The organism is Fundidesulfovibrio magnetotacticus (assembly GCF_013019105.1).
GTDB classification, from domain to species: domain Bacteria; phylum Desulfobacterota; class Desulfovibrionia; order Desulfovibrionales; family Desulfovibrionaceae; genus Fundidesulfovibrio; species Fundidesulfovibrio magnetotacticus.
On sequence record NZ_BLTE01000032.1, the window covers coordinates 1 to 21860 of the forward strand.

Sequence of the window (21860 nt, forward strand, 5' to 3'; positions counted from 1 at the left end):
ATTCCTTGTTCATCGTCGCTTGCGACGATGGCAGTCCGCCGGGATAAGCGCTGCTTTGAGCGCGTTCCCGGCGGGTGTCTGCTGCCGTGCGGGCGTCCGGAAACTGGCCGCTCCGGTCACACAGGCCTACCCGGTGAAACCCGCGAAGCAAAAAGGGGTTCCAAAGGGCGTAGCCCTTTGGCCGCCGGAGGCTTCTTCCTCCGACGGCCATGGGCGCGCGGGCTAGAAGAGGGTGCGGGGGGTCTGGGCGGCCTGGACTTCGCCGGTGCGCGCGATGACCAGGTCCTCCACGGGGACGTTGTTGCCCGCCAGGGCGGCGGCCTGCCGGACGAGGTGCGAGAGGCCTGTGCAGCAGGGCACTTCCATGCGCAGCACCTGGACCTTTTTGACGCCCGAGTGGCGCATCATCTGCGCGAGTTTCTGGATGTAGGGGTCGGGGTCGTCGAACTTGGGACAGGCGATGAGCACGACCTTTCCGGCCATGCGGGCGTGGAAGTCGGGCAGCGCGACGGGCGCGCAGTCGGCGGCGACGATCACTTCCGCGCCGCGCAGGAAGGGGGCGTCGGCGGGCACGAGGCGCAGCTTCACGGGCCAGTGGCCGAGGTTGGATTCGACGGGGGCGTGGCTGTGGGCGGGCTGGGCCTTGGGGCTCAGGGTGGCGGCGCGCGAGCCGGGGCAGCCGCCGTGGGGCTTGAGGGTGGTCACGTTGGCGCCGGGGCAGCCGCAGCCCATGGCGGGCGCGGGGGCGGCTTCGGCCTGCTTCATGGTTTCGAGCTCGTGGTGCACGGCGTCTTCATCGAACTCGTCGGCCACGCGCTCGATGATCTTGAGCGCGCCCATGGGGCAGTGGCCGAGGCATGCGCCAAGGCCGTCGCAGAGCTTGTCGGCCTTGAGCCTGGCCTTGCCGTCCACGATGCTGATGGCGCCTTCGGCGCAGTTGGGCAGGCACTCTCCGCAACCGTTGCAGAGTTCTTCGTCTATTTCCACGATCTTGCGGGTGGTCTTCATGGTGTTCCTCCGGGGCGTGTTGGGCAGACAATAGCGACGCGGGCGTCCGATGCCTGTGACGTGCGTCACAGGGAGCCGGAAGAGTCGAAGATTTTTCAGCCCCAGAGGCCCAGGGCCAGGAGCAGCACGCGCACGCCCAGGACGGCAAGGCCCCAGGCGAGCAACCGCACGATGGCGCTGCCGCCCAGGCGTTCGGAGAGGCGCGCGCCGATCTGCGCGCCCAGGATGACGCCCACGGCCAGGGCGGCGGTGCGGTGCGCGCCGTGGTGGAAGGCCCCGGTGAGCACCAGGGTGGTGACGCCGCACAGCGACATGGCGGCCAGGACGCAGTGGGAGGTGGCGGTGGCCACGTGCACGGGGAAACGGAGCAGGTAGACCATGAGGGGCACGTGGATGATGCCCCCGCCGATGCCCAGGAAGCTGGAGAGGTAGCCCACCAGCAGGGAGAGGCCGCCGCCGAGCCAGGGATTGAAGCTCCAGGAGTAGCAGGCCCCGTGGGCGTCGGTGAGTGTTCGGGCGGTCTGGCCCGGGACGACGGGCCGGTGAGCGTGCTCCGCGGGCGGTTTCTTGAGCAGGAGGAAGGCGGCCCCCGCCAGGAGGAAGACGGAGAAGACCAGGTCGAAGTCGCGCCGGTCGACGCCGGCGGTGCCAAGCGCCCCGAGGATGGTCGCGGGCAGCGCGCAGAGGCCGAAGAGGGCGGCGGAGCGATAGTCGATGCGCTTGGCCAGCGCGTAGGCCTCCACGCCGGAGAGGGCGTTGAAGAACACGGTGGTCAGGGAGATGCAGGTGAGGGTCTGGGCGGCGTCGGAGGGGTAGAGCACCATGAGCAGGGGCATGAGCACGAAGCCGCCGCCCGCGCCGATGAGGGTGCCGAAGGCCCCGGCCAGAAGCCCCAGGGCCATGAGCCCCAGATAGGCTTCGGGGCTCACGGGGCGTTCCGGCCCGGGGAGGGCGCGGCGTGTTCACGCATGGCGGGTCCTTGGTCGAGGTGCGCGTCGCCTGATCCATCCATCGTTGGTGTCTACGACACGCGCGGCGCGCCTGGCAAGGGCCGCGCGCCAAACGCGAACGGCCGCCGCTTTCGCGACGGCCGCCCGGTTGGAGTTTTCGGAGGAGGTGGAAAGGGTTAGCCGAGGATGGCCTTGATGTCTTCGTCGGGGGTGGTGATGGGCATGATGTTCAGCTTCTCCACCAGCACCTTGAGCACGTTGGGGGTGACGAAGGCGGGCAGGGAGGGCCCGAGGCGGACGTCCTTGATGCCCAGGGCAACCAGGGTGAGCAGGATGGCCACGGCCTTCTGCTCGTACCAGGAGAGCACCAGGGAGAGGGGCAGGTCGTTGACGCCGCAGTTGAAGGCCCCTGCCAGGGCCACGGCCACCTGGATGGCGGAGTAGGCGTCGTTGCACTGGCCCATGTCCAGCAGGCGGGGGATGCCGCCGATGTCGCCCAGGTCCTTGTCGAAGAAGCGGAACTTGCCGCAGGCCAGGGTGAGGACCACGGTGTCCTTGGGCAGCTTCTCGACGAACTCGGTGTAGTAGTTGCGTCCGGGCTTGGCGCCGTCGCAGCCGGCCACCAGGAAGAAGCGCTTGATGGCCCCGGACTTCACGGCGTCGATGACCTTGTCGGCCACGCCCAGGACGGCGTTGCGGGCGAAGCCGGTGAGCACCTGCTTGCCGGGGGCGTCTTCGGTGAAGCCGGGCAGCTTGAGGGCGTGCGCCACCACGGCGGAGAAGTCGTAGCCTTCCACGTGCTTGACGCCGGGGAAGCCCACCAGGCCGTGGGTGTAGACGTTGTCCTGGTAGGAGGCGGCGGGCTTCATCAGGCAGTTGGTGGTGAAGAGGATCGCGCCGGGGAAGACGGCGAATTCCTTCTGCTGGTTCTGCCAGGCGGTGCCGTAGTGCCCGTAGAGGTGGGGGTACTTCTCCTTGAGCTTGGGGTAGCCGTGGGCGGGGAGCATTTCGCCGTGGGTGTAGACGAAGATGCCCTTGCCTTCGGTCTGCTTCAGGAGCTCTTCCAGGTCCTTGAGGTCGTGGCCGGTGATGAGGATGGCCTTGCCCTTCACGTGGCCCAGGGGCACGGCGGTGGGCTTGGGATGGCCGTAGGCGTCGGTGTTGGCCTTGTCCAGGGCCTCCATGGCCTTGAGGTTGGCCTGCCCGGCGCGGATGCAGCAGTCGAACCACCAGTCCATGCCCAGGCCGGGCTTGGTGGCGGCGGCCATGGCCTCGTGGAGGTAGTCGTAGATTTCCTTGTTCTCCACGCCCAGGATGCGGGCGTGGTCGGCGTAGGCGGCGATGCCCTTGATGCCGAAGAGCACCATGTGCTGGAGCGAAACGATGTCGGGGTCGGTGTCGGGGTTGTCCTTCATGCCGCCCAGGCCCTTGGAGGCCTGCTCAACCAGCCCGTCCAGGGTGGCGGCAGGGGCGAAGGTGACGCTGGCGTGGGCGGGGATGGTCCCCCCGGCGGCCTTGACCTTGGCGGCTAGGGCGTCGCGCAGCTTCACGGTCTGGCCGATCCAGGCCTGGAAGCGCTCGGGGTCGAAGTTCACGTTGGTGAGCGTGGAGAAGAGCATGGCGGGCACGTGGCGGTCGGCTTCGACGTCCGCCACGCCCTTGGCGCGGCCTGCCTCGGCCACCAGGGAGAGTCCGCGCAGGGCGTAGACCAGCAGGTCCTGGAGGTTGGAGGTGACGTCGTTCTTGCTGCACACGCCGATCTTGTCGCAGCCTTTGCCTTGGGCGGTCTGCTCGCACTGGTAACAGAACATGCTCATTATGATTCCTCCCTTGGGGTTGGTTGACGTGGTTGCCTCGTCTGCCCAGACACCTAACCCTCCACCGGAAAGGCGGATGTGACCTGCGTCACGCGGGTGGGAAAATCGCCGTTTTTTTCGCGGCGGCCTCCAGGACTCCTTGACCGGCAGGGACCCGTGAGGCCAACTGTCCCCAAGGAGACCAGCCATGCGCCTCTACCACATGATTCTGGTTCTTGCAGCCCTCATCGTGTCGCTCAACATGGCTTTCCAGGCGCTCTGGCTGCATCAGTTTTCCCAGGTGCGCGACAGCATGAGGGAATTCGGGGGGAATTATTTGCCCTCGGTGCGCAAGGCCGGGGACCTCACCCGGCTCGTCACCGAATTCCGCAACCTGGAGCTTCGCTACGTCCTGGCCGTGCACGAGCGGGAACTGGCCGGCCTGGCCCGCCAGATGGGGCGCATCGCCGCGCGCATCATCACGGCCGAGGAGCACCTGGACGGCCTCTGCCAGACCCCCGAGGAGCGCCGGGACTTCCAGGGCTACCTGGCCGCCAAGGCCTCCTACGTGGCGGGCAACCGCGCCGTGCTGGAGGCCATGCTGGACGGCCGCGCCGTGGAAGCCGCCGCCCTGGCGCGCGGCAAGGCCGCCGACTACGCCTTGATGATCTCCCGGCTGGAGGGCATCGAGCGCGTGAACATGGAGCTGGGCGTGGAGGCCAACCGCGAGGCCGGGGACCGCTTCGGGCGCATGTTGGGAAGCATGGCCCTGGCCGGGCTGGCCACCTCCCTGCTGGGGGCCGGCGCGGCCGTGCTGGCGGCGCGGCGCATCGGGCAACCCATCGCCCGGCTGGCCCGGCACATGGTGCTCTCCGACGGCTCCCCGCCGGAGGACCCGCCGCCTCCCGTGCCCAGTGGCGTCTCCAGCGAGGTGCGCGTGCTCTACGAGGCCTTCGGCGATCTTTCGGCCAAGCTCTCCGCCTCCATGCAACGCCTGGAGGCCCTGGCCGTCACGGACCAGCTCACGGGGCTGCCCAACCGCCGCAAGCTCCTGGAGGAAGGGCCGCTGGCCCTGGCCATCTGCCGCCGGGGCGGCCATCCCTGCTCCGTGGCCATGCTGGACCTGGACCACTTCAAGGCCGTCAACGACACCCACGGCCACGACGCCGGGGACGCCGTGCTCTCCCAGACGGCGGCCGTTCTGCGCTCAGTGGTGCGCGATTCCGACGTGCTGGCGCGCGTGGGCGGCGAGGAGTTCGCCCTGCTCGCCCCCAACTCCGGGCGCGAGGAGACCCTGCACCTGGCCGAACGCCTGCGCCGCGCCGTGGAGGAGCACGTGGTGACCCACGGCCCCCTCTCCCTGCGCGTGACCGTGAGCATCGGCACGGCCACGGACCACCACGGCGCGGGGGGATTCGACGCCCTGCTCCGCCAGGCGGACCAGGCCCTCTACCGGGCCAAGGAATCGGGCCGCAACCGCGTGGTCTCCAGCGAGGACGCGTCCAGCGAGGGCACTGCATGACGCGCGCCGCCGGGTCGGCGGCGGGATTTCCCGCCCCGGACTTTTGCGCGTCGGTCCGTTTCGTGAAGAGCCTTTTCGCGGCGCGGCTTCCCGCGAGGCGCCTTCTCGGGCCGGGCCTTTTCCTGGCGGTCGCCTGGGCGTCGCTCGTGCTGGCCGCCCAGCCCTGCCGCGCCGCCCGGGTCGCCATGAGCGGTCAGTTCTACGCCTACGCCGCCAGCTACGCCAACCGCCTCTTCACCCCCTGGACCACCGTCCGCGCCCAGGCCCAGGACGCCTTCGCCGTCTGGCAGCGCCTGCGCCTGCGCACGGACTTCACCAGCGACGAGAACCTGGGCTTCACCTTCTGGGTGCAGGTGGACAACACCCCCTGGGGCAACGCCACCTACACCGTGGACAACCCCGCCCCAGCCATCGAGGTGTTCAAGGCCTACCTGCAGTTCAAGTGGCCGGGCACGGACGTGGAAATCACGGCGGGCAAGTTCAGCACCACGCTGCCCCAGTCCGAGGCCTTCACGGGCTCCGTGGTGCTCGATTCGGAATATCCCGCCGTGGCCGTGGAGGTCCCCCTGGGCGAGGGGGCATCGCTCCAGGCCGCCGTGGGCCGCCCCCTGGGCTACGCCGACGCCCTGGAAAGCGCGACCGGGCGCGCCACGGACGTGCTGGACCTGGCCTGGCTCTCGCTGCCGCTCACTGGCGAGGGCTGGTCCTTCACGCCCTGGGCGGCGGCGGCGCGGCTTGCGCGAACGCCCGCTCCCGCGCCCTATGCGGGCGCCCTGGGCGGCCCGCCCGACCTGGGCTACATCCGCCGCCAGGTTCTCTCCCTGGGGTACTTTGAAGGTCGGGGCGGTTTCGCGGGGGACGCCGCGCCCTACGCCTGGGCCGGGGCGGCCCTCAAGCGCGGCATGGGGGACTTCACCCTCTTCGCGGACCTCGTGGGCGGCGCGGGGGCCTGGGCCGACGCGCCGCGCAACGCGCGCCGGGGGCTCTTCGCGGACATGGCGTTGGAATACGCGGGCTCGGACCGCGTGACCCCGCGCCTCTTCGCCTGGTGGGGCTCAGGCGAGGACGCCGACATCGGCAACGGCTCGGAGCGCCTGCCCACCCTGGTGCGCACGTGGAACTCGGGCCTGAGCTATCTCTTCTTCACCAGCGAGACCATCGACAACGAGACCACCCTGGTGGCCGACCCCACCGGCTCCTGGGGCCTGGGACTGACCCTGGACAAGATCGCCCTGGTCGAAGGCCTATCCTCCCGTCTGACGGCCGCGTACATGCGCGGCACGTCGGACCCGGCGGCCTTCCGGCGCTCCGTGGCGCTCTCGGGCCAGGGGTACATGGTGGAGATGGGGCGCAACCTCACGCTGAACGAGGCCATCGTGGCCCTCAACTTCGACCACTCCTACGCCGTCACGGAGCAGCTCACGCTCCTGGTGGAGACGGGCTGGGCCAGGCCCCTGGGCTTCCAGGCCAGCGTGTGGGGGCCTTCCATGGCGGGCGCGGCCACGGATTCGGTGAAGGTGGCTGTGGGGCTGCTCTACACGTTCTAGACTGACCCGGCCGACGCATCGATCGCCGAGGCGACAACGGCCGTGCCTGCAGGACACCCGCGCCCGCAAAGCACGAGGCCGGCGGGGGGCGTCCACTCCCCCGCCGGCCTTTCCTGCCAGCAACCAACCGTCGGAGAAAACGTTTCCTAGCAGCCTTCGCCGCCGCCCGAGCACTTGCCCATCTTGCAGCCGCCGCCGCCCTTGGCGCGCAGCTTGTTGATATCGCCCGTCTTGAACACGGCGTCCAGGCCCTGGCTGATGAAGCCCGACATGGCCACCACCTTCACGCCCTCCTCCTCGAGGATCGCCTGGGGCGTGTCCCCCACGCCCGAGACGAGCACGGCGCGGCAGTCCTTGAGGGCCTTGGCCAGGTCGTACCAGCGCCTTGGGCCGCCTCCCGTTGGCGGGGCGGGGCGGTTTTCCACCAGCTTGTAGCCGCCCGCCTCGTCCTCGCCCCAGATCTGAAAGAGTCCGGCCTCGCCCAGATGCATGTTCACGAGCATGCCCTCCATGCTGGCCACGGCCACGTAGGGGCGCGAGGCGTCCACGGGCGCGGGCGCGGCGGCGCAGGAGGCCAGAAGCCCGGAGAATTCCTTGGAGCAGTCCTTTTCCAGCAGGCCCACGGCGTCGGCGCGGCAGCGCTGACAGTGGCGCATCTGTGGCAGGTACTGCTCGGCCATGGCGCGGATCTCCTCGATGCGGGCCTTGGAGGGCTCGGGGACCAGCTCGAACTTGGTCTCCTTGTTGGGGATGAGCGCCATGCAGTTGAGCAGGTTCACGCCCATCTCCTTCATGGTCCGGGCGATCTCCTCGACGTGGTGGTCGTTGATGCCGGGCATGACGATGGTGTTCACCTTCACGATGATGTCCTTGGCCTTGAGCAGGCGGATGGACTCCTTCTGGCGTTCCAGCAGGATGCGCGCGGCCTCCTCGCCCCGGTAGAGCACCTTGCCGATGCGCGCCCAGGAGTAGATCTTGGCCGCGATTTCCGGGTCCACGGCGTTGACCGTGACCGTCACGTGGGAGACGCCGATCTCGGCCAGCTCGTCCACGTGCTCGGGCAGCTGGAGCCCGTTGGAGGAGAGGCACAGGATCATGTCCGGCCAGCGTTTCTTGATCAGGCGCATGGTTTCCAGGGTCTCGCGGGCGTTGGCCATGGGGTCGCCGGGGCCTGCGATGCCCACCACCGTGACGCGCTTCTCGGCCTCCATCACCTTCTCCATGTAGAGCATGGCCTGGTGCGGCGTGAGCACCGAGGAGGTGACGCCCGGGCGCGATTCGTTCACGCAGTCGTACTTGCGGTTGCAGTAGTTGCACTGGATGTTGCACTTGGGCGCGACGGGAAGGTGCACGCGCGCGCAGGAGCCCTTGGCGTCCTTGTTGAAACAGGGGTGCTTGGAAAGGTCCATGGCCATGGGGGGCTCCTTTAGATGTATCCGTACCCGATGTCGGAGTCGGTCTGTTTCTTTTCGATCATGGCGTTGACCACGCGGTCCAGAAGGTCGAGCGCGCCCTGGTAGCAGAGGTGGCGCGTGCGGTGCCCACCGAAGCGGTCGTGGATGGGGAAGCCCACCCGGATGAGCGGCACGTTCAGCTCGCGGGCCAGGCGATAGCCCTTGGAATGCCCCAGGAAGAGGTCCGGGGCCAGCTCGCGGGCCTTGTCGGCGATGTCGTAGAAGTCCACGCCTTCGGCCACTTCGGGCATCTCGGGCACGAGGCCCTCGCAGGCGGCGTGCACGGCGTCCTTGAGGCGACCGCTCCGGCCGCCCCCGGCCACCAGCACGGGGATCACGCCGATCTCGGCCATGAACGAGGTCAGTCCCACCAAGAGGTCTTCCTCGCCGTAGAGCACGCAGCGCTTCTGGGCCACGTACTTGTGGCCGTCCACGAAGGCGTCCAGGAGGCGGCCGCGCTCCAGGGCGTGGCGGCGGGGGGTTGGGCGGCAGGAGACGGTCTCCAGGGCCTGGAAGAAGGCGTCGGATTCGCGCAGGCCGATGGGCAGGCCCATGCGGTGCAGGGGCACGCCGTGGCGCGCGGCCAGGAGTCCCCCGGCCGTGCCCGCCTCGCCCGGGGGCGGCAGGGTGGCCCCGAACTCGAAGCTGGCGGGCGCTCCGCCCATGGCCTCCAGGGCCTTCACGGGCGTGCCGCCGGAGGTGATCTTCTCGTAGTCCTCCAGGGCGGGGCCGTCCAAGGTCTCGGAGTAGTCGGGCAGGAGGGTGACGGGCAGCTCGAAGGCGGCGAACACGTCCTTGAGGTGCCGCAGGTCCTCGCAGGAGACGAAGCCGGGGAAGCAGTTCACGGCGTCGGTCTTGAGCCCGGTCCGCACGAGCTGGTCGGCCACGGCGCGCACGGCGGCGGTGAAGCCTTCCATGTGGGAGCCCGAGTAGCTGGGCGTGGAGACGTTCACCACCGGGGCCAGCTCCAGGTCGGCGAATTCGCGGCGGAACTCCAGGAGCGCGCCGGGCACGTCGTCGCCGATGGTCTCGGTGAGGCAGGTGGTGGCCACGCCGATCAGGCCCGCGCCGTACTTGTCCATGACGGTGAGCAGGCCCTTCTTGAGGTTGGCCGCGCCGCCGTAGATGGCCTGCTTTTCGCCCAGGGAGCTGGAGGCGATGTCCATGGGCTCCCGGAAGTGGCTGATGATGTAGCGGCGCATGTAGGTGGCGCAGCCCTGGGAGCCGTGCAGGAAGGGCACGCCGCCCTCTATGCCCTTGAACACCAGGGTAGCGCCCAGGGGCTTGCAGAGCTTGCAGGCGTTGGTGGTGGAGACGAAGGGCTCGGCCTTGGGCTTGATGGGCTTGGGGCCGGCCGTTGCCGGCGCGGGGGCCGGGGTCTCCAGGGGATCGATTTCGGTGATGCTCATGACCGCTCCTCCACGGACCCGCACGCCAGGGAGGCGTCCGGGCGATTTCCGGCCCTGCGGGGCACGAAGCGCCACACGGGGCTCATGACGGTGCGGTGCACCTCCAGGGCGAAGTTGACCATGCCCACGAAGCCTTCCAGGGCCTCCTTGCGCTCGTGGTTGTGGTCGCAGAAGCCCACGCCCAGTTTGTAGGCGATGGGGCGCTCCTTCACGCCGCCCACGAAGATGTCCACGTCCTTCTCCTTGAGGAAGGCGGAGAGCTCCAGGGGGTTGGCGTCGTCCACGATGATGGTGCCGGGGTCGCAGATCTGGGCCAGCTCCTCGTAGTCCTCCTCGGTGCCGGTCTGGGACCCGGCGATCACCACGGACATGCCCAGGTGGCGGAAGGCCTTGATGAGCGAGAAGGCCTTGAAGGCCCCGCCCACGTAGATGGCGGCCTTCTTGCCCTCCAGGTCGCGGCGCAGCTCCTGGAGCCTGGGGTAGAGCACGGCCAGCTCCTCGCGCACCAGTTCCTGGGTGCGCTCGAGCATGTTGGGGTCTTTGTCCTTGAAGAAGCGGGCCACGGTGTAGAGGGCCTCGGCCATGTCCTCGATGCCGAAGTAGGAGACCTTGACGAAGGGGATGCCGAACTTCTCCTTCATCATCTTGGCCAGGTCCATGGTGGAGCCGGAGCACTGCACCACGTTGAGGGCCGCGCCGTGGGCCCGGGCGATGTCGCCCACGCGGCCGTCGCCGGTGATGTTGGCCACGGTCTCGATGCCCATGCGCCGGAAGTAGTCGCGGATGATCCAGATCTCCCCGGCCAGGTTGAAGTCGCCCAGGATGTTCAGGGAGAGCGGGCCGATGTCCGAGGTGTCGCCCGTGCCCATGAGCGTGAACATGGCCTTGCAGGCGGCCAGGTAGCCCTCGCGCTTGTTGCCCTTGAAGCCCTCGGACTGCACGGGGATCACGGGAATGCCCTTGGCGGCGGAGACCTTCTTGCACACGGCCTGGAGGTCGTCTCCGATGATGCCCACGATGCAGGTGGAGTAGACGAAGGCGGCCTTGGGGGCGTGGCGGTCGATGAGTTCCAGGAGGGCGGCTTCGAGCTTCTTTTCGCCCCCGAAGATCACGTCGGTCTCCTGGAGGTCGGTGGAGAAGGAGAGGCGGTGCAGCTCCGGGCCGGAGGAGAGCGCGCCCCGGATGTCCCAGGTGTAGGCGGCGCAGCCGATGGGGCCGTGCACCAGATGCAGGGCGTCGGCGATGGGGTAGAGCACCACGCGCGAGCCGCAGAACACGCAGGCGCGCTGGCTCACGGCCCCGGCCAGGGACTCGCGGTTGCACGCGAGCTTGAAGGGACCCTCGCCCTTGACGTGGATCTGGTCCGCGCGTTCTTCAAAAATGAGTTCGGACACGGTGCGCCTCGCTGTGTTGTGCCGTTAGGCCCCGAGGGTGGTCAGGCAGAAGGTGTAGCCGACGACCTGGATGGCCAGACTGGCGGCCAGGGCCACGAGCATCTCGATGCTGGCGGTCAGGGCGTTGGGGGTGGCGGAGTTGGCGTTCATGGCGTCCTCCCGGTCGGTTTCCGTTGGGGCCGGGGAGCCCGGCCGTTCAGGACTAATCAAGAGTCGTGCCAGCGACTATTCACTTGATTTAACGTAGTAAAATAATAAAGCCCTCCGCTTGTGGGCGTGAGGGCTTACATTTTTGGCGAGTCCGGACGGACGTTTTTGTAGAGGGGCCGGGCGTCCAGGGGAGACGCCCGGCCGGGGGGCGGGAGGTGGCCGCTTACGGGGGTTGCGGCCTAATGGGCGAGGGTTTCCAGGCAGTATAGATAGAGCCCGCCCTGGATGGCCAGACTCACGAAAAGGGTTCCGATCATATGCTTGCAACAGTTCATGGGCTGCCTCCATTTGCTGAAGCGGTGCGCGCCCCCCACCACGGACGGCGCGCACCCGTCATTATTGAAAGTGAAAATCATGATCAAGCATCGCCATGCCACTCGGCCACTGGCCCAGGACCAGCGGGCGTGCAGGGGCCTTCTAGCGGCCTTGTGTGACAGGACGGGGGAACTGGCGCGACGGTTACGGAGCGGTCGGGCGAGGAGGAGGGTTGCGAGGAAGCGGGAGAAGGAGCGTCCCGGCTCGGAGGCCCGCGCGGGGCGTACTCGGGAGCTGGCCCTGGCTCTACGCCAGGGCGAAGGCGTTGCCGCCTTCCTGCTTGGCCACGCCCAGCGCCTGTTGGGCCTGGCGCACCAGGAGCATGGGGGCGTCGCCCCTGCCAGGCGTCACGCTGGCGACCCCGGCGCTCACGGTGAGCAGGCCCCCGTGGGGCGAATCCAGGTGGGGGATCTCCAGGCGGGCCACCTCGTCCAGGATGCGCGCCGCCACCACCCGCGCTCCGTCCGGCCCGGAGCCCGGCAGCAGGGCGGCGAAGGTGTCGCCCTCCATGCGCCCGGCCGCGTCCACCTCGCGGTAGAGGCAGCGCATGAGCGCCCCTGCGGCGGCCTTGAGGGCGTCGTCTCCGGCCAGCGAGCCGTTCACGGCGTTGTAGGCCGCGAAGCGGTCCACGTTGACCACCAGCAGGGACAGGCTCGACCCCTCGCGCTGGGCCTGGGCCCAGTCCCTGGCCAGGAGCTTCTCGAAGGCGCGGCGGTTCAGCACGCCCGTGAGCCCGTCCACCTCGGAGAGCTGCGCCACCTGGGTCAGGGCGGCTTCCAGGTCCATCTGGGCTTCCAGGGCGGCCTCGGCCACGCGGCGCGAGCGCTCCAGGAGGTCCTCGTAGGCTTCCACCAGTTCCCCGAAAGGCCGGGCGAACTCCGTGCAGTCCGTGGCCGCGAGGGCCTGGCGCGCGGCTGCGGCGACCTGCTGCTCCTTGTCGAACAGGGGGACGGGATGGTCCATGAGGGGGGCTCTCCTGATTGATCTGGTGCGGTATTCTATCCATCGTCCACCCGGGCGTAAAGCGGTGTTTGCCGTGGCCTTTCTCATCAAGTGGCCGTGGCGTCCGAAGCGCTTTACGGAAGGCCACACTGTTGATAACGAGAATCAACCTCGCAAAGGATGCCGTCATGATCCGACCCCCCCGAGACAGAGCCCGCCCCCTGCACCATAAGAACCGCTACGCGGCCTACGCCAAGATCGACGAGCCCCTGCTCCAGGGGCTGGCCCGGCACTTCAGCCAGGGCGACACCGCCAGCCAGGCGGCCCTGGCCCTGTGCGTGAACCGCAACACCGCCAACCGCTACTACCGCCTCTTCCGCGACGCCCTCACCCGCGAGGCGTGCGAGGGCCTGCGCGTCGTGCCCGAAACGCGCGTGCTGGTGGGCCTTTTCCTGGGAGCCATCCACGTGGAGGCCCGTCTGGTGCCCGTCTCCCTGGCAGGCCCCGCCCTGGAAGCCCTGCGCGGCGAGCGCCAGGCCCTGGAGGCCTGCTCGCTCTCCGAGTGGCCCGGGTACGACGCCCTGGGCGAACCCGCCACGGGGGCCTTCGCCCTCATGCCCTGCTGCCTGGTGGGGCCTCTGGGCCAGTCGCGCCTGGCCTCTCGCTGGCGGCTCCTGCGCGAACGCCTCTGCAAGAGCCGGGGCATCCCGCGCGAGGACTACTGGCGGCACCTGGCCGTGTGCGAACTGGCCGGGGAGCTGGGCACGGAGGGGCTGCGCGCGCGTCTCCTGGACCTGCTGAAACCGGCAGCCTGAGGCTCCTTGATCTGCTGAAGCCTGAGGCCGGAGCCTCTCGATTCATCGCTCAACCTTTCGACCCCGCCCTGCGCGGGCGCATTGCGGAGACTTTCGATGAACCTCACTTCCAGAGACCTGCTCCTCATCGCCGGCGGCGCGGCCGCCGGCGCACTGGCCGTCTACGCGCTCACGCGCGGCGCCCCGGCCATCAAGCCCCTTGTGACCAACGCCATGGCCAGCGGGCTGGACATCAAGGAAAAGGTCCTGGGCGTCGTGGACCACGCCAAGGAACATCTGGAAGACTTCCTGGCCGAGGCCGAACAGGCACGCAAGCAGACAGCGGGGGACGCCCCGGCGGAAGAGAGCCAGACCTCGTGACCCTCTCCATCGCCCACGACCTCCCCGGCCGCCTGCGTCTGCGCGCCGCCCCGCCCCGGGCGGCCGGGGAGCGCGCGGGACTCCTGGCGCTCCTGCGCGACCTGGACGGCGTGCGCTCGCTCGACGTGAACCCGCGCACGGGCTCCATCCTCATCGTCCACGCGCCGGACGAGGCCCTGCGACAGAACCTGCTCCAAAAGCTCCGGGAGGGCTTCAGCGCACCGCCCGAACCCGCGCGCGACACCCCCGCCCCCCGGCTTGCCCCTCAACCGGCCCACGGCGGGGAAGCCCCTCCAAGCCTCGTGGGGCTTCTGGCCCCCGTGGTGCTCCGGCCCGTGCTGCCCATGGGCGTGCGCCTGGCCATCGCCGCGCGTTCCGCCCTGCCCAGGATCTGGCGTGGGGCGGTCTCGCTGTGTTCCGGCAAGCTCTCCGTGGACGTGCTCGACGCCACGGCCCTGGGCATCTGCATCCTGCGCCGCGACTTCCGCAGCCTGGGGGCCATCACCCTGCTCCTGGGCCTGGGCGAGTTCCTGGAAAGCTGGACCCGCAAGCGCTCCGAGGAGAGCCTGGCCGCCACCCTGGCCGCGCAGACCGTTTGGGCCTGGGTGCGCCGGGGCCACGAGGAGGAGCAGGTGGACTCCCGCGACGTGAAGCAGGGCGACCTTGTGGTGCTGCGCCAGGGGGCCGTGGTCCCCGTGGACGGCGTGGTGGAGGAAGGCGAGGCCCTGGTGGACCAGAGCGCCATGACCGGCGAGGCGCGTGGCGTGCCCAAGCGCCCGGGCTCGGCGGTGTTCGCGGGCACGGTGGTGGAGGAGGGAGAGGTGCTGGTGAAGGCCGCCGGATCGGCCGACACCACCCGCTGGCGGCGCATGCTGGGCCTGGTGGAACAGGCCGAGCGCAGCAAGGCCGGGGTGCAGAGCCAGGCCGAGAAGCTGGCGGGCAACCTGGTGCCCTTCTCCCTGGGCCTCTCCGGGGCCGTCTACGCCGCCACGCGCGACCCGCGCCGCGCCGCCTCCGTGCTCCTGGTGGACTATTCCTGCGCCATCAAGCTGGCCACGCCCCTGGCCGTGCTGGCCGCCATGCGCCAGATGGCCGCCGCTGGGGTGGTGGTCAAGGGCGGGCAGCCCCTGGAGATGATGGCCAAGGCCGACGTGTTCGTCTTCGACAAGACCGGCACCCTGACCATGGCCGAGCCCTCCGTGCACGACGTGATCCCCTTCGGCGGGGCCAGCCGCGAGGACGTGCTGCGTCTGGCCGCCTGCCTGGAGGAGCACTTCCCCCACCCCGTGGCCCGCGCCGTGGTGCGCCAGGCCCGCGAGGAGGGCATTGAGCACCAGGAGGAGCACGCCCGCGTGGAGTACGTGGCCGCCCACGGCGTGGCCAGCTGGCTCAAGGGCAAGCGCGTGCTCCTGGGCAGCCGCCACTTCATCCACGAGGACGAGGGCGTGCCCCTGGGCGACGCCGCCGAAACGGTGGCGCGGCTGGCCGAAGAGGGCCATTCCCTGCTCTATCTGGCCGTCGGGGACGAGCTGGCAGGCGTGATCAGCCTGGACGACCCCCTGCGCCCCGAGGCCGGAGAGGCCATCCAGGCCCTGAGGGACTCGGGCGTGCAACGCGTGATCATGCTCACGGGCGACCTGGACGGCATGGCCGCGCGCATCTCGAAGCAGCTGGGCATCACCGAGTGGATCGCCCAGGTGCTGCCCGACGAGAAGCACCGCGTCATCGAGGGACTCATGGCCGAGGGCCACACCGTGGCCATGGTGGGCGACGGACTCAACGACGCCCCGGCCCTGGCCCGGGCCTCGGTGGGCATCTCCATGCACCAGGGCGCGGACGTGACCCGCGAGGTGGCCGACGTGGTGCTCACCACGGGCGACCTGACCGCCCTGGCCCGCGCCCGGAGCCTGGCGCGGGCGTCGCTGGCGCGCATCAAGACCAACTACCTGCTCATCGTCACCGTGAACTCCCTGCTCCTGGCGGGCGGGCTTTTCGGGCGGCTCACGCCGCAGCTCTCGGCCGTGATGCACAACGGGGCCACCCTGGCCGCCGCGCTCAACTCCCTGCGCCCCCTGGCCCTGCCCCGCTGAAGCGGGCCTGGCCGAGGGGCGGCCCAAGACGCGCGAACGGCCCGGAGGACGTAAACCTCCGGGCCGTTTCTTCGTGCGTCGGCGTCGTCGCCCCGCAGGCTAGTGCGAGGCCTTGCTCTGGGGCGCGTCGTGCGCCTCCGGTGCGTCCTCCCTGGCGCAGGCCAGGGGCCACACCTCGTCGATCTGCTCGATGAACTTCACCTTGATGCGCCCGCGCAGATCGGCCGGGATGTCCGCCAGGTCCTTCTCGTTGCGCGCCGGGATGAGCACCCGCTTCATGCCTGCGGACACCGCCGCCAGGATCTTCTCCTTGATGCCGCCCACCGGCAGCACGCGCCCGCGCAGGCTGATCTCGCCGGTCATGGCGATGTCGTTGCAGATGGGCGTGTTGGTGAGCGCGCTGATGAGGGCCGTCACCAACGTCACGCCCGCCGAGGGGCCGTCCTTGGGCGTGGCCCCGGCGGGGATGTGGATGTGGATGTCGCGCTTCTCCAGGAAGGCCGGGTCGATGCCCAGCTTTTCCGACTTGGCCCGCGCGTAGGAGAGCGCCGCCTGGGCGGATTCCTTCATCACCTCGCCCAGCTTGCCCGTCATGATCAGCGCGCCCTTGCCGGGCATGGTGGTCACCTCGATGTGCAGGATCTCGCCGCCCACGGGGGTCCAGGCCAGGCCAACGGCCACGCCGGGGGGCAGCTCGCGCTCCTTCTCCTCTTCGAGGAAGCGGGGAATGCCCAGGAGCTTGGGCACCAGCTTGGCCGTCACCTTGAAGGGCCCCTTCTCGCCCTCGGCCTTCTTGCGCGCCAGCTTGCGGGCGATGGAGCCCACCTCGCGCTCCAGGTTGCGCAGCCCGGCCTCGCGCGTGTACTCGCGGATCACCTTGGCCAGCACGGCGTCGGTCATCTCCATATCGGCCTTCTTGAGGCCGTTTTCCTTCACCTGGCGCGGCAGCAGGTATTTGCGGGCGATCTTCACCTTTTCCTGCTCGGTGTAGCCCGGGATGCGGATCACCTCCATGCGGTCCAGGAGCGGGCCGGGGATGGTGTCGAGCATGTTGGCCGTGCAGATGAACATCACCTTGGAGAGGTCGAAGGGCACGCCCAGGTAGTGGTCCTGGAAGGAGAAGTTCTGTTCGGGGTCGAGCACTTCGAGCAGGGCCGAGGTGGGGTCTCCCCGGTAGTCGGAGCCCACCTTGTCGATCTCGTCGAGCATGATCACGGGGTTTCTGGTCCCGGCGCTCTTGATGGACTGGATGATGCGCCCGGGCAGCGCGCCGATGTAGGTGCGCCGGTGTCCCCTGATCTCGGCCTCGTCGCGCATGCCGCCAAGCGACATGCGCACGAACTTGCGGCCCAGGGAGCGCGCGATGGAGCGCCCCAGGCTCGTCTTGCCCACGCCCGGGGGGCCGACGAAGCAGAGGATGGGCCCCTTCATCTTGGGGTTCAACTTGCGCACGGAGAGGTATTCCAGGATGCGCTCCTTCACCTTCTCCAGGCCGTAGTGGTCGTCCTGGAGGATGGCGTGGGCGGCCTTGATGTCCAGGCGGTCCTTGGAGAGCTTCTTCCAGGGCAGGTCGGTGAGCCAGTCCAGGTAGGTGCGGATCACCGAGGCCTCGGAGGAGTCCGGGTGCATGGAGGAGAGGCGCTTGAGCTGCTTGTCGGCCTCGGTCTTGACCTCCTTGGGCAGTCCGGCCTTTTCCAGGGCCTGGCGCAGCTCGTCGAGCTCCTCGCTCTCGTCCTGGCCCTCGCCCAGCTCCTTGCGGATGGCCTTCATCTGCTCGCGCAGGAAGAAGTCCTTCTGGGCCTTGTCCATGCCCTCCTTGGCCATGGTCTGGATCTTGGCCTGCATGGAGGCCACCTCGACCTCCTTGTTGAGCTGGGTGTTCACCAACTCCAGGCGTTCCAGGGGGTCCACGGTCTCCAGGATCTTCTGGGCGTCCTCCACCTTCATGCGCAGGTTGGAGGCGATGAGATCGGCCAGGCGGCCGGGCTCGTTGACGGAGTTGAGCACGCTCATGATGTCGGAGGCCGAGATGCCGCGCAGGGTGAGTATCTTCTCGCTCTGCTCGCGGGCGGCGCGCATCATGGCTTCCTCGTTGACGCCCACTTCCTTGTATTCGCCCTCCTCGATCACCTCCACCAGGGCCTCCAGGTGGGGGTCGGTGCGGCTGAAGTTGCGCACCCTGGCCCGGGTGAGCCCCTGCACGAGCACCTTGAGGCGGCCGTCGGGCATCTTGAGCATGCGCATGATCATGCCCACTGTGCCGGTGAGGTGCAGGTCCGCGGGGCCGGGCTCGTCCACCTTCTCGTCCTTCTGGGTGAGGATGAGGATGTAGCGGTTGGAGTTGAGCGCCGCGTCCACGGCGGCCACGGACTTCTCCCGGCCCACGAAAAGCGGCAGGATCATGTAGTTGAACACCACGATGTCGCGCACGGGCAGCACGGGCAGCACGGCGGGGATGTCCAGCTTGGCCTGCTCCTGGCCCTGGGCCGCCGGATCCTCGGACACGGGGTGTTCCACAGGCTCCTCGGGGAGCAGGTGGGCCTTGGGATCGTTCTCTATGTTCATGGATCGCTCCTTGATGGCGCGTTGTCGGATGATTGCGAAGGCCTTGCGCCGGGCGGCCCGGGGCGCGGGCCTACATCATGCCCAGCTTCTTCAGGCTGGACCACTTTTTCCCGGCCACGATCACGTGGTCCAGCACCTTGAGGTTCACGCCGTGGGCGGCCATGCCCACCAGCCGGGTGACCTCCTGGTCGGCCGGGGAGGGCCGGGTTTCGCCGCTGGGGTGGTTGTGCACCAGCACGATCCCGGCGGCCTGCCTGCGCAGGGCCAGGGCCACCACGTCGCGCGGGGACACCGGCGACTGGTTCGCGCCGCCCTGGCTCAGGCGCTCCCAGCCCATGACGCGGTTGCCCGCGTCCACCAAAAGCACCCAGAACTCCTCGCCCGCCAGTGCGCCCAGGCGTTCGCGGGCCAGGTTGGCCACCACCTCGGGGCTGTCCACCTGCACGCGCTCGGCCACGTCCTGCTCGCCCAGGCGGGCCAGGAACTCCCGCCAGAGCGTCCAGAAGCTCTCCAGGCCCGCGTTCGCGCCCTCCACGGCCAGAAGCTCGGCCGGGTTGGCCTGGTAGACGCCGCGCAGGCTGCCGAAGCGCGCCAGCAGGGCCTTGGCCAGGGGCTTCGCGTCCCTGCGGGGGTTGGCGTAGCTCACGAGCAGTTCCAGGACCTCGTAGTCCGCCAGGGCGCGGGAATCCCTGCGCAGGCGCTCCTTGAGGCGGCTTCGGTGGCCCAGGTAGTGCTTTTGATCCTCTTTCTTAAGCATGTTTCAGCCCCTGAGCAAGTCCGGTGCGGCGATGAGGGGGAAAAAAGAGCCCCTGTAGCGTGGGATAGCGGAAATCGGCCCGGCCTGGAAGGGCCTTGAGGGTCAGGCGGCGCGCCGTGCCCCGGAAAAGAGGACGCCCAGGTCGGCCACCAGCATCTCCAGGGCCTGGTCCGGGGTGCGGATGCCGAACTTCACGGAAGTTTCGGCCTCCAGGGCCAGGTCCCACAGCCTGGCCAGGCCCCTGGGCCCCAGGCGCTGGGCCATGGGGGTCTTGAGCTTGCGCACGTAGGGGTGCACGCGGCACTCGGGGTCTTCTGCGGCAAGCTGCCACATGGTGCGCGCCTCCCGGGCCAGGATGGCCAGGAACTGGAAGAGGAAGCCGTCGTCGCTGGCCAGCTGGTGGCCGAACACCGTGCGCCAGACCCCGGCCGGGTCGCGGTTCTCCTCCAGGGCCTTGAGGAAGCCGAAGATGTCCAGCTCGGTCTCGGCGCTCACCAGTTCCAGGTGTTCGCGGCGGATCATCCCCCCGGCGGCGGCCAGCTCCAGCTTTTCCAGCTCCCCGGCGCAGGCGGCCATGTCGCGGGGCAGAAGCCGCGCCAGTTCCTGGAGCACGCCCTTGTCGAAGCCCAGGCGGCGGGCCTGGGCCCAGTCGCGCAGGGTGGGGAGCATGGTCTCGTCGGTGAGGCCCGGGGAGATCCACACCCAGCCGCGCTCGCGCCCGGCCTTCCAGTAGGGCCGGTCGGCCAGTCCCTTGGGCAGCGACGGCCCCTTTTTCGGATCGTGCGGCCCCTCCAGGCAGACGATGGGCCAGACGTGCTCGTTGAACCCTGCCAGGGGCCGCGCGAGCTTCTCCCAGAAGTCCCCGGCCAGGCCCTCGGCGCGGCGCAGCACCACGGCCTTGGGCTCCGCGAAGAGGCTCACCGAGGCCAGGGCCTGCCAGAAGGAGGGGTCGAACTCGTCGGCGTCGCCCCAGAAGACCTGGCGCGTGAACCCGGACCCCGCCCCGGCCATCAGGCGGCGGATCTCGCGCTTGATCATCTCCGGGTCCGGGCAGACCAGGAAGGTGAAGCCCTGGCGCGCGCTCATGGCCGTTGCAGGGGTTTCGCGCCCAGCCGGAAGAAGGTGCGGCGGCTCCAGGCCTGGGCCAGCCAGCCGAGTTCCGCCACGGCCAGATAGAGCAGGCGGGGCATGAGCGGCTTGGCGGCAAGGCGGACGGCCCCCTCCGGGATGTCCTCCCCGGCGGCCAGGGCGTGAGCGGAGAGGTCCAGCGCCTTGCGCAGGCTCGCGGTGATGGCTCCGCGCGCCTCAAGCGGCCCCTCGCCCAGGACGCCGCCCTGGCCCACGCCCAGGCCTCCGGCCCAGCGCAGGCCCGTGCGGCGCGCGAAAACGCGGCAGGCGTCCAGGCAGGTCTGCGTGTGGGAGGCCTCGGGGAAGCCGCAGTTGACCAGGGCCGCGAAGGCGCGGGGGCGCTCCGGGGCCGGGCCGTCGTCGTCCAGGAATTCCAGGGCGCGCACGGCCGGGGCGGGCAGGGAGTCCGCGTAGACCGGGGCAGCCAGCACGCAGAGGTCCGCGCCCAGGAAGGCCCCGTGGAGCCGGGCGCGCCCCTCCTGGGCGTCCAGGAGCCCCGTGAGGCGAAGGGTTTCCGTCTCCACGCCGCGCGCCTGGAGGCGCTCCAAGAGCGCCTCGCCCAGCACGGCCGAAGCGCCAGCGCGCTTGGGGCTGCCCACCAGGAGAACGGCTTTCATGACGCCAGCCTCGCGCGGAGGGCAGACCTCCCGGTCCGGGGCCGGCAGCCGCGCAGCGGGAAGGCCGTCATGCGGCCAGCCTCGCCAGGGCGTCCAGGCAGAGCTGGCGGTGGGCGGCCCAGGACGCGTCGCCCGGGAGCACCACGGCGCGCCAGGCGGGCGCGCCCATGTTGCGGGCGTTGTGGCCGACCACGCGGCCGAAGATTTCGGCGGACTCGGGGTCGGGCGCGGGGAGCCATCCGACGCTGAGGATGGCGGGCATGCGCGGGTAGCGCCTGGCGTGGCGGGTGGGAGCGCCGACTTTGAAGTGGGGCGAGATGAGGCAGATCATGCGGTCCAGGGCCTTTTTCAGCTCGTAGCCCCAGACGCCGAAGCGCATGTCGGCGTAGAACACGGCCAGCCGGGCGTTGGCCACGGCGGCGGCCACGGACTGGGAGGCGTCCTGGAAGGGGCAGCGGCCCGGGGAGGCGGTCCAGCAGGCGAAGCAGCCCCTGCAGGGGGCGATGGGCAGCTCGGCCAGGGGGAAGGCCTCCACGGCGTGACCCGCGTCGGAAAGGGCGCGGCGCAGGGCGTCCGCGCCCTGGCGGCAGGCGTCGTTTCCGGCCGGGGTTCCATCGAGCAGCACCGTGCGCATGGGGAGGTATTTCCCGGAACGCGGCGATTCGTCAACGGGCAATGCGGGATCGGCCGCATCCCGCGTCCGGGCCTGCTTCCTGGCGTGGCGCTTGCGGACCACCTTCTCGGAGATTGCGCGCATCTCCTTGGTGAACTCCAGGGCCTCGTTGGGGCAGCGCTGGAACAGGCGCTCCAGGGCCTTTTGCGCCGAGGGCGGCAGGCCCTCCGTGTAGAACTCCATGACCTCGCGGGTCAGCCCATGGAGCGGATCGAGGGCCGCCAGTTTGCGGAACAGCTGCTCCACCCGCTGCCGGGTGCGGTGTTTCCTGGCGTCCTCGAAGTCGAGACGGTGGCGCTTGTGGTGGT

Annotated in this window: 18 protein-coding genes; 5 read left to right on the forward strand and 13 right to left on the reverse strand. The window is 69.6% G+C overall.

Translation table 11 applies throughout. The features are described 5' to 3' along the window. Window positions 1-222 precede the first annotated feature (222 nt). The 3 genes from NNJEOMEG_RS19815 to hcp form a co-directional block, all read right to left on the reverse strand. Window positions 223-1008 carry an ATP-binding protein gene (locus tag NNJEOMEG_RS19815; RefSeq protein WP_173087212.1) on the reverse strand — a complete coding sequence of 262 codons (786 nt, stop codon included), beginning with the start codon at window positions 1006-1008 and terminating at the stop codon, window positions 223-225. A gap of 95 nt (window positions 1009-1103) precedes the next feature. Continuing rightward, window positions 1104-1937, reverse strand: coding sequence for a sulfite exporter TauE/SafE family protein (locus NNJEOMEG_RS19820; protein ID WP_235957050.1), 834 nt, complete (start codon window positions 1935-1937; stop codon window positions 1104-1106). 197 nt (window positions 1938-2134) lie between these two features. After that, complete coding sequence (hcp, locus tag NNJEOMEG_RS19825) at window positions 2135-3769, reverse strand: hydroxylamine reductase (RefSeq protein WP_173087227.1); 1635 nt, start codon at window positions 3767-3769, stop codon at window positions 2135-2137. Between the two features lie 193 nt (window positions 3770-3962). Between hcp and NNJEOMEG_RS19830 the strand changes: the two genes are divergently transcribed. Both NNJEOMEG_RS19830 and NNJEOMEG_RS19835 read left to right on the forward strand, forming a co-directional pair. Beyond that, the gene (locus NNJEOMEG_RS19830; RefSeq protein WP_173087213.1) at window positions 3963-5276 is read left to right on the forward strand and encodes a GGDEF domain-containing protein; all 1314 of its coding nucleotides are present in this window, start codon (window positions 3963-3965) and stop codon (window positions 5274-5276) included. A gap of 62 nt (window positions 5277-5338) precedes the next feature. Beyond that, window positions 5339-6823 carry an outer membrane homotrimeric porin gene (locus NNJEOMEG_RS19835; protein ID WP_217270627.1) on the forward strand — a complete coding sequence of 495 codons (1485 nt, stop codon included), beginning with the start codon at window positions 5339-5341 and terminating at the stop codon, window positions 6821-6823. Between the two features lie 146 nt (window positions 6824-6969). Here NNJEOMEG_RS19835 and nifB read toward each other — a convergent pair whose 3' ends face one another. The 5 genes from nifB to NNJEOMEG_RS19855 form a co-directional block, all read right to left on the reverse strand. Then, on the reverse strand, window positions 6970-8238 hold the full coding sequence (nifB, locus tag NNJEOMEG_RS19840; RefSeq protein WP_235957051.1) for a nitrogenase cofactor biosynthesis protein NifB: 1269 nt from the start codon (window positions 8236-8238) through the stop codon (window positions 6970-6972). A gap of 11 nt (window positions 8239-8249) precedes the next feature. Beyond that, entirely contained in the window at window positions 8250-9686 is a 1437-nt protein-coding gene (locus tag NNJEOMEG_RS19845) for a nitrogenase component 1 (RefSeq protein ID WP_173087215.1), read from the reverse strand. Continuing rightward, window positions 9683-11080 carry a nitrogenase iron-molybdenum cofactor biosynthesis protein NifE gene (gene nifE, locus NNJEOMEG_RS19850; protein WP_173087216.1) on the reverse strand — a complete coding sequence of 466 codons (1398 nt, stop codon included), beginning with the start codon at window positions 11078-11080 and terminating at the stop codon, window positions 9683-9685. Before nifE ends, NNJEOMEG_RS19845 begins: the two co-directional genes overlap by 4 nt. 24 nt (window positions 11081-11104) lie before the next feature. Next, window positions 11105-11230 (reverse strand): hypothetical protein, encoded by a 126-nt coding sequence (locus NNJEOMEG_RS21075; RefSeq protein WP_268885706.1) that lies wholly within the window; start codon window positions 11228-11230, stop codon window positions 11105-11107. A 621-nt stretch (window positions 11231-11851) separates the two neighbouring features. Further along, window positions 11852-12568: a GGDEF domain-containing protein gene (locus tag NNJEOMEG_RS19855; protein ID WP_173087217.1), complete on the reverse strand. Its 717-nt coding sequence runs from the start codon at window positions 12566-12568 to the stop codon at window positions 11852-11854. A 167-nt stretch (window positions 12569-12735) separates the two neighbouring features. On the opposite strand from NNJEOMEG_RS19855, the gene NNJEOMEG_RS19860 reads away from it, so the two are divergent. The 3 genes from NNJEOMEG_RS19860 (at window position 12736) to NNJEOMEG_RS19870 (ending at window position 15812) form a co-directional block, all read left to right on the forward strand. After that, window positions 12736-13362, forward strand: coding sequence for a hypothetical protein (locus NNJEOMEG_RS19860; RefSeq protein ID WP_173087218.1), 627 nt, complete (start codon window positions 12736-12738; stop codon window positions 13360-13362). 96 nt (window positions 13363-13458) lie between these two features. Beyond that, window positions 13459-13722: a hypothetical protein gene (locus NNJEOMEG_RS19865; RefSeq protein ID WP_173087219.1), complete on the forward strand. Its 264-nt coding sequence runs from the start codon at window positions 13459-13461 to the stop codon at window positions 13720-13722. Continuing rightward, complete coding sequence (locus NNJEOMEG_RS19870; protein WP_173087220.1) at window positions 13719-15812, forward strand: heavy metal translocating P-type ATPase; 2094 nt, start codon at window positions 13719-13721, stop codon at window positions 15810-15812. The genes NNJEOMEG_RS19865 and NNJEOMEG_RS19870 overlap by 4 nt, the downstream gene beginning before the upstream one ends. Window positions 15813-15911: 99 nt before the next feature. Here NNJEOMEG_RS19870 and lon read toward each other — a convergent pair whose 3' ends face one another. The 5 genes from lon to NNJEOMEG_RS19895 all read right to left on the reverse strand — a co-directional run. Beyond that, window positions 15912-18377 (reverse strand): endopeptidase La, encoded by a 2466-nt coding sequence (gene lon / locus NNJEOMEG_RS19875; RefSeq protein WP_173087221.1) that lies wholly within the window; start codon window positions 18375-18377, stop codon window positions 15912-15914. A 70-nt stretch (window positions 18378-18447) separates the two neighbouring features. Next, window positions 18448-19134, reverse strand: coding sequence for a JAB domain-containing protein (locus NNJEOMEG_RS19880; protein ID WP_173087222.1), 687 nt, complete (start codon window positions 19132-19134; stop codon window positions 18448-18450). A gap of 102 nt (window positions 19135-19236) precedes the next feature. Then, window positions 19237-20220, reverse strand: coding sequence for a DNA polymerase III subunit delta (locus NNJEOMEG_RS19885; RefSeq protein WP_173087223.1), 984 nt, complete (start codon window positions 20218-20220; stop codon window positions 19237-19239). After that, window positions 20217-20879 carry an NAD(P)H-dependent oxidoreductase gene (locus tag NNJEOMEG_RS19890; RefSeq protein WP_173087224.1) on the reverse strand — a complete coding sequence of 221 codons (663 nt, stop codon included), beginning with the start codon at window positions 20877-20879 and terminating at the stop codon, window positions 20217-20219. Before NNJEOMEG_RS19890 ends, NNJEOMEG_RS19885 begins: the two co-directional genes overlap by 4 nt. A gap of 67 nt (window positions 20880-20946) precedes the next feature. Next, on the reverse strand, window positions 20947-21860 hold a 914-nt coding region (locus NNJEOMEG_RS19895), incomplete at its 5' end, for a flavodoxin family protein (RefSeq protein ID WP_173087225.1).

What these genes read in the sequence shown, in the direction of transcription:
- NNJEOMEG_RS19815 (WP_173087212.1), bottom strand. Translation starts at nt 1,008, where the DNA reads ATGAAGACCACCCGCAAGATCGTGGAAATAGACGAAGAACTCTGCAAC.
- hcp (WP_173087227.1), bottom strand. Translation starts at nt 3,769, where the DNA reads ATGTTCTGTTACCAGTGCGAGCAGACCGCCCAAGGCAAAGGCTGCGAC.
- NNJEOMEG_RS19830 (WP_173087213.1), top strand. Translation starts at nt 3,963, where the DNA reads ATGCGCCTCTACCACATGATTCTGGTTCTTGCAGCCCTCATCGTGTCG.
- nifB (WP_235957051.1), bottom strand. Translation starts at nt 8,238, where the DNA reads ATGGCCATGGACCTTTCCAAGCACCCCTGTTTCAACAAGGACGCCAAG.
- NNJEOMEG_RS19845 (WP_173087215.1), bottom strand. Translation starts at nt 9,686, where the DNA reads ATGAGCATCACCGAAATCGATCCCCTGGAGACCCCGGCCCCCGCGCCG.
- NNJEOMEG_RS21075 (WP_268885706.1), bottom strand. Translation starts at nt 11,230, where the DNA reads ATGAACGCCAACTCCGCCACCCCCAACGCCCTGACCGCCAGCATCGAG.
- NNJEOMEG_RS19855 (WP_173087217.1), bottom strand. Translation starts at nt 12,568, where the DNA reads ATGGACCATCCCGTCCCCCTGTTCGACAAGGAGCAGCAGGTCGCCGCA.
- NNJEOMEG_RS19860 (WP_173087218.1), top strand. Translation starts at nt 12,736, where the DNA reads ATGATCCGACCCCCCCGAGACAGAGCCCGCCCCCTGCACCATAAGAAC.
- NNJEOMEG_RS19865 (WP_173087219.1), top strand. Translation starts at nt 13,459, where the DNA reads ATGAACCTCACTTCCAGAGACCTGCTCCTCATCGCCGGCGGCGCGGCC.
- lon (WP_173087221.1), bottom strand. Translation starts at nt 18,377, where the DNA reads ATGAACATAGAGAACGATCCCAAGGCCCACCTGCTCCCCGAGGAGCCT.
- NNJEOMEG_RS19880 (WP_173087222.1), bottom strand. Translation starts at nt 19,134, where the DNA reads ATGCTTAAGAAAGAGGATCAAAAGCACTACCTGGGCCACCGAAGCCGC.
- NNJEOMEG_RS19885 (WP_173087223.1), bottom strand. Translation starts at nt 20,220, where the DNA reads ATGAGCGCGCGCCAGGGCTTCACCTTCCTGGTCTGCCCGGACCCGGAG.
- NNJEOMEG_RS19890 (WP_173087224.1), bottom strand. Translation starts at nt 20,879, where the DNA reads ATGAAAGCCGTTCTCCTGGTGGGCAGCCCCAAGCGCGCTGGCGCTTCG.